This is a genomic window from Streptomyces monomycini (assembly GCF_022271435.1).
In the GTDB taxonomy this organism is placed as follows: domain Bacteria; phylum Actinomycetota; class Actinomycetes; order Streptomycetales; family Streptomycetaceae; genus Streptomyces; species Streptomyces monomycini.
This window is the reverse complement of the sequence record NZ_JAFIQY010000082.1, coordinates 1-4565: the sequence shown is the minus strand read 5'-3', so window position 1 is coordinate 4565 and position 4565 is coordinate 1. Positions and strand designations below refer to the sequence as shown.

The 4565-nt window shown below is 72.7% G+C and carries 1 protein-coding gene and 1 pseudogene; both read right to left on the bottom strand.

Translation table 11 applies throughout. The features are described 5' to 3' along the window. Positions 1–424: pseudogene (locus tag JXZ78_RS39895) on the bottom strand (hypothetical protein); the annotation flags it as partial. 118 nt (positions 425–542) lie between these two features. Continuing rightward, the gene (locus tag JXZ78_RS39890) at positions 543–4169 is read right to left on the bottom strand and encodes a LamG-like jellyroll fold domain-containing protein (protein WP_030017610.1); all 3627 of its coding nucleotides are present in this window, start codon (positions 4167–4169) and stop codon (positions 543–545) included. Between the last annotated feature and the right edge of the window lie 396 nt (positions 4170–4565).

Below are 4565 nucleotides of genomic sequence, written 5' to 3'. Positions count from 1 at the left end.
CGGTGCGGGCCGCCGCGGCGGTGCCGGCGGCCTTGCCGGCGCCGGGCTGCGGGGCGCGGGTGAGGCTGAGCGGCAGGCCCGCGGCCTCGGCAGGGGCGGCCGAGCGGGCGGCGGGCCGGGCCAGGTCGATAGTGGCCGTGCCGGGGCGGGGCCAGGACACCTTGGGTGCCTCGCGCGGGGTGGCGGGGCCCTGTGTCAGGGTGCGCGGTTTGATGTGGCTGACGGTCTTGCCGGGTACGGGTTTCTCGGCGGCCGGCAGGGCCGGGCGGTTGGCGGTGTCGGCGGCCGGGGCCGGCGGAGCGGAGGTGACCTGCAGGAGGGCGCCGACCATGACCGCGGACGCCGCCAGGGCGGTCTTACGCCGCCAGCCGGCCGTCCGGCGCCGCAGGACGAGCAGTCTGCGCGCTCTGGCCTTGCCGTTCATCGCTGTTCCAACCCTTCGCTGCGGCACCCGCGCCCGTCACAGGGCGGGGTGACAAGAGGTTTCAGGACAAGACGGAGTGCTGCGCCGGGCCGCGGGCGCGTGGCCGGCGGCTCGGGCGCTACGGCTGGGGGACTTCGGTGGGCACGTCGCTCCAGTGCTCGGCCAGCCAGCGGACCTGTGCTTCGCTGAGCGCGCCCTGGAAGGTCCACAGGTCGTCGACGGCGCCCGGCCAGTACTCGCCCCAGGCGCCGCGGCCCTTGGCGCGGCCGACCTGCAGGGTCTTGACGGCCTGGAAGGAGAGCACGTTCTCGGCCCAGGGGACCTGGTCGGCGCAGGCGCTGCTGTCGGCGTCCCCGTCGCCGTCGGCGTCGGTGCAGGCGAGCGCTTCGAGGGTGCCGTTGACGTAGAGGCGGGCCTGTTTGGCCAGGCCGTCGTAGACCACGGCCAGGTGGTTCCATTCCCGCACATCGTGGAAGCCCTGGGCGTTGTCCGCCCGGGTGATGGGGGCGTCGGCGGTGTCCTGGTCCGCCATGGCGAACTGCCAGCGGCCTTGGGCCTGGGGGTCGCCGGGGGCGGGTACGAAGCCCACGGCGAAGGCGCTGGTGTGCTCGCCGTCGGCGCTGAGCAGGGCGGAAGCCCCCTTAGGGACGGCGGCGGCCTGGACCCAGGCGGCGACGGTGAAGCTCTCGCCAGTGTCGACGGGCACGGTGGCGGTGGCGGCGTAGTCGCCGGTGCCGTCGAGCAGCAGCCCGTTGCTGCCCATGAAGGCGGCCTCGGGCGTCAGCTTGGCGTCGCCGTACAGGGCCATGGGACGGGCCGGGGAAACGGCGTCGGGCGTGGTGACGGAGTTGGTGCCGCTGCCGGTGCTCTGGTCGAACTGCCAGCGGCCGGCGAGCAGGGGGCGGTGTGCATAGAGCTGCTGGACCTCTTCGGCGGAGACGGGACGGTCGAAGAGCCGTACGTCGTCGATCTGCCCGGGGAAATAGCTGCCCAGGGCGCCGTTGCGGTAGGAGCCGGCGCCGATCAGCAGGGGCCCGGCGGCGTAGAAGGCGCCGTTGAGCTTGGCGGCGCCGGCTTTTCGGCCGTTGACGTAGAGGGTGAGGGTGTCGGCGATGGTGTCGTGGACGCCGACCAGGTGCGCCCAGCTCCCGCCGGCGGCCCGGGCGCCGGTGGCCCGCACCGGCGTGCCGGTGGGGGCGTCGTCGGTGTACTGGTTGAAGACCCAGCGGTCCAGGTCGGCGGAGTAGTACAGCTCGGTGCCGGAGACCCGGTTGCCGGCCTGGGCGGCGACCACCGCCGCGTGTTGCGGCTTCTCGGACGGCCTGACCCAGGCGGAGAGGGCGTAGCCGCGGTCGGTGTCGACGACGGGCAGGTCGGCGGCGGCGTAGGCGTCAGTGCCGTTGAGCCACAGGGCGCTGCCCAGCAGGCCGTCGGCGCCGGTGCGGGCGCCGCCGTACAGGCGTGCCGTGCGGGTGGGGGCGGTGCCCTGGGCCTGCTGGGCGTCGGCGGGCTCGTCCATCTGCCATGCGGCGCGGTCCGGCTGGCCGGCCTTGACGCGGAACTGGTAGGTGCGGATCTCGCTGCCGTTGCCGGCCGCGTCGAAGGCCTGGGCGGTGACGAAGTTCAGCCCCGGCCGGGCGGGCAGCACCATCGCTCTTTGCGGGGCGCCGGCGCTGGTGGCGAGTTCGCGGGTGGGCCAGGGGTCGCCGTTGAGGTTCCAGCGGTAGCGGGTGACGTCGCCGGAGGCGGAGTGCAGGGTGAAGGTGCCGTACTGGCCGACGCCGTCGTACCACGGGTCGTCGGGGTTGTCGGGGTCGGAGGCGGGATACTCGCCGGAGGTGACGGCGGGGGCCTTGGGGACGCTGGTGTCGTAGACGAAGTAGCAGGTGGTCGCCGCCCCGGCGAACGACCACGGCGAGTACTGGGCGCCGTCCCAGGCGCGGGCGTACCAGAAGATCTGCCGGTTGGCGGGGATCGAGGACGGCAGGCTCAGCGCGAAGCTGGAGCCGGACTTCTTGGCGGTGGTGCGGCCCGGCTGCCAGCGGGCGATGGTGCCCTTGCCGTCGCCGGCGTCCCACTTGGCCTGGAACTGCACCGCGACGCTGTCGCCGTCGGGGTCGCTGACGTTGTTGGCGTAGATCTTGCCCAGGGTGCGGGTGCGGGCCGCGGTCTCCGGCTTCTTGCACACCCCGCCGTACTCCATGGCCAGCTGCGACATCTTGATCTGCGCGGGCGGCCGGTTGTACTGCACGCGCAGGGACGCCTTGTCGGAGAACCGTTTCCAGCCGTAACGGTCGCCCTCGTCGGTGGCGCGCAGCCCGAAGGTCAGCGCCGACCACTGGCGGTTGGCTGCCTCCTGCACTGCGGGCTTCACATCGAATTCGGCATCGCGGGCCGCGCAGCCCTCGTAGCCGTAGGCGAAGCTGGAGGTCTTCAGGTGCCGCTGCCAAAAGCCGTCGGCGTTCTGGGCGTTCCAGGTGGTGGCGGAGGAGATGTCCTTGGTGCGCCACAGCTGCACCTCCCGCGCGGAGCAGGACGCCGCCCAGGTGCTGCGGACCACGAACTCGGCCTTGAGGACCGTCTTGCCGGCGAAGGCGGCGGTCGGCACGCGGTAGAACAGGCGCTTGGTGTCATTGGGCTTGCAGTAGTTCCAGCCGCAGTAGCCCAGCCCCGCATCGTGGTCGCCGTTGAACTTCCACTGCGGGGAGGAGGCCCAGTACTGCGAGGCGACCGTCCAGGCCGCCGCGCGCGGCGAGGACCACTGAGGGTCGATGAAAACCGGGTAGACGGTGTCCTTGCCGGTGAGTACGTCAGCGTCGGGCTTGAGGACCACTGCGTCCTGCCCGGCCGGCACCTGGACGCCCACCGGTGCCAGCTTGCCGGACTCCCCCGCCCCCGGCTCCTGGCCGGCCTCGCGCGCCGTGGCGGGCCCGGCCCGGGCAGCCTGGGGCCCGGCTGTGCCGGCTGCGGGGCGGCCGGGGCTGGAGTCCCACATCAGCGGGGTGGGTGCCTCGAACACCGTGGCCTGGGCCCCCTCGTCGATGGCCTCCAGTCCCCCGCCGGCGGTCTCCTTGACCTGCAGGCCCGTCGCGGACAGTTTCAGCCGCAGCTGCGCCAGCTCCGCGCTGGCCGCGGCCTGGGCGGTCTTGACCACCAGCAGCTGCGTGAACCCGTCGGCCTGCGCTCCCATGCGCAGGTCCACCTCCGGCAGCACGTCGCGGTAGGTGGCCGTCGCCCCCTCCAGCACGGGGGCCGGCAGCCGGGCCGGCCAGGTCAGGGCCAGTTCCCGGCCGGTGCGCTGCATGCGCACCAGCGGGCCCGTCCCGCCGCCGGAGAACCGCAGGTCCACCGTCGTGGCCTTCGGGGCCACGGTGCCGTCGCCGGCCGTCACGAGGTCGGTGTCGATCGCGCGCCACTGGCCCTTGATCCGCGCCCGTACCGGACGCAGGTACTCGCGTACCTCCAGGTTGCCCTCGGGGGTGGCGAACACTTCCCGGCTCTCCCCGCGCGCGGAGGTCACCTCGACTTTGGCGTCGCTGCTCTTGGCCTGCGCCAACGCGGCCTGCTCGGTCGCGGCCTGGGCCGGTCGGGTAGCCGCGGTGCGGGTCGCAGGAGACGGGTGCGCCGTGCGGGGCTGGGCCTGGGCCGCGGGAGGCCCCGGCAGCAGGCTCACCGACACCACGGTGCCCAGCAACCAGACCAGTAACCGGCTGGCGCCGCGCCGTCTGCGCGCCGAACGCGTCATCCCTACTCCCCGCCCACATTATGAAGATTCCATGAAGACCGTGGAGCGGGACAGTACGGGCACCGCAGGACGGTGGTCTAGATCACTACTCTCGTCTCACAGGAGCAAACCCGGCACATCGCCCCAGAAAGGCTAGTGACCTGGATCACTCGCGGGAAGGTTGTACGGCAACAGGCACCAAGTTCATAAGGATTGCCCAAGCTCCCCGGCCAAGCACACCAAAGCCTGCGGGTCTCCTCGTCTCGAACGGCGAAGGCGACAGCCGCGCTCCCCCGTTATGTTCTTCGCGGTCCTGCAAGAGGGCTGCTGGCCTCCGGGCCCGGCATGACTGGTCCCCGCTGTCGAACGGATGACCTGGGGGGTGGTGTCACCGGGCCTGGGAGGCTCCGTTGGAGA

Excerpts from the sequence above, each read along its gene's own strand:
- JXZ78_RS39890 (WP_030017610.1), bottom strand. The coding sequence starts at position 4,169 with ATGACGCGTTCGGCGCGCAGACGGCGCGGCGCCAGCCGGTTACTGGTC.